Source organism: Ruegeria sp. CDSA033, assembly GCF_059612305.1.
The window spans coordinates 1-2,285 of sequence record NZ_JBXWQI010000052.1 but is presented as its reverse complement, the minus strand read 5'-3'; the positions used below and the strand labels follow the sequence as shown (position 1 = coordinate 2,285).

1 protein-coding gene is annotated in these 2,285 nt (G+C 56.8%); it reads right to left on the bottom strand.

The window, feature by feature from the left end:
- Nucleotides 1-2,285 (bottom strand): tandem-95 repeat protein (locus AC2FLA_RS22350; RefSeq protein ID WP_496725426.1); only part of this gene is annotated, 2,285 nt, incomplete at both ends.

The following is a 2,285-nucleotide window of genomic DNA, read 5'->3' as shown; positions in this document are numbered from 1 at the left end:
GTTGCGGTGTCAGTGTTGGTGCCGTCGGTGATGGTATAAGTGAAGCTGTCGCTGCCCGAGAACCCGGCATTGGGGGTATAGGTATAGGTTCCGTCGCCATTGTCGGCGACCGTGCCGTTGGCGGGTTGGGTAAAGGCGGTCAGGCTCAGCGCATCGCCGTTCGGGTCACTGTCATTGGCCAGCAGATCGCCCGCCACATTGATGGTCAGCGCCACATCCTCATCTGTCGCCAGAGTGTCGTCGGCTGCAACAGGCGGATCGTTCACCGGCGTGATCGTCCCATCCTCATCAGCAATCGGGTCACTGGCAAATTCAAAGTAATCCACCTGCGCGGTGTAGCCGGTTGCCGGGCCGGTATTACCGGCAAAGACACCCGCCTGACTGACGGTCATTGCGTGGTTAAAGCTGCCGGCAGTGGTCCAGTTCTCTCCATCCTGGGAATAGTCCAGGGTCCAGGTATCGCCGGTCCGGTCCACTCGCAGATACGGGGCACTGCCGCCGGGGATGACGACATTGACAGTCACGGAAGTGCTTCCGCCGATGGTGATCGCTACAAAGGCGCGCAGATCAGTGCCGTCCGAAAAAGTGTCGAACCGGATCCAGTTATCTGTATCCTGTTCAACCAGCAGACCCTGCATCTGAAATTGTTCGGTCGGTGTGGTCAGAAATCGGGTTTCAATCTGAAAATCCGTGTCAGCAATTGCCTGCACCGCCCGTGCACTGTTGTTGTTGGTGCCCCAGACATTGTGATCACCGTCCGGCGTGACAAGTTCCAGATAAGCATCTGAACCAGCCACCCCAAGCCCCACAGAAGTCCCCTGCGGACCAGCAATGTTCCAGGCCGGATCCAGAAGGTTAACGTCGCTCAGGCTTAGGCCGGTGAGGGTCGCCAGATGGTAAGTCGTGCCACCGTGGGAGAGCATAAGCTTCACCCCATCTGAGGTCCCTTCAAAAAAGTAGGACGACTGAGCCTGAGCTGCAGACAGGCCAAGGTGGTTCGAGATTGCGCTGACATCAATGACGTCGCCTTCAGCAGGATTGAAATCTACAATTCGATCGAAGCTTCCAGTGGAAAGAGCGGAGCTGTCGAGCACAAAAGTGTCTGCACCAGCACCACCTTCGATCAGATCTGAACCCGCGCCGCCATTTATTGTGTTATCGTTTGCGTCACCGGTGAGGCGGTCGCCGGCGTCGCTGCCATAAATATGCGTGACCTCTGACGCTATGTTTTGCGCTGTGCTGCCCGGTGCGCCTGCCGTGATGCCGACTTCACTTTCTAAAAACGCAAAGAGAGCGTTTGCGTATTCAACATTTGCATCCTGCGTCCAGTGCAGATCGTCTGCACTGAGATGGTCAAGAGATTCCGGACTTCCGGCTGTGATGAAGTCGGCATGTGGGTTTTCAAACAGCAAAAGTGAGGGGTAAGTGGCTTGCAATTCGGTGATTTTGCTAATCAACCCAGGTATGTAAGTACCATTCCCCGCGTCTCCTACGACAGGTTGTCCGGCGACAATGCTGTAACCGTGGTTCAAATACTCGGACGCTATCGCTTCCCGACCGTTGTCAATTCGTGGCGCAATGGTCGAAACGACGAGGTATGCGCCCGCGTCTGCATTTGCAAAGAACTGGTTTACCGCAGTTTCATAGTGGTCGAGGATCGCGGCCACCGCATCGTCACCGGCGGACCCGACCGGGAATTCCGTTACATCTAAAATGTCGTTTGTCCCGAGCATCATGAGCGCGATGTCGGGTGTGTATGCGGCGGTTGCTTCTGAGATATCGGCTGCGCCTGCTACACCGTTCCCGGCGACATCTCTTACGGAAACTCCAATAACAGCAGCGTTGTCGGTGTCCAGCATCCCCTGGGGGCCGTTGTTGGAGCCGCCCACGTAATCGATCCATCCACCTGCAGCGACCACATTTTCGAACAGAATCTGACGGTAACCCTCCAGGATCGATGTCGGCACGTCACTGCCGGTCACGCCAACAGTAAGGGAGTCGCCACTCGGCAGGACTGTCGCAGCATAGGTATAAGAACCGGCAGACAAATCGACCACCACAGCACGATCCGTGCCTGCAAAAGAGAGTTCGTCACTACCGCCCCCGGGGCCATTTTCCGTACTCCCACTCAAAATAAAGCTGGCAGGTGCAGGGTTATCCGCGCCCGAGAAGTCGTCCGAGCTTGCGGTGCTGGCGGGGGGGGCTGGGTTCACGGTCAGATTGACGGTTGCGGTGTCGGTGAGCTGCCCGTCGGTGATGGTGTATGTGAAGCTGTCGCTGCCTTC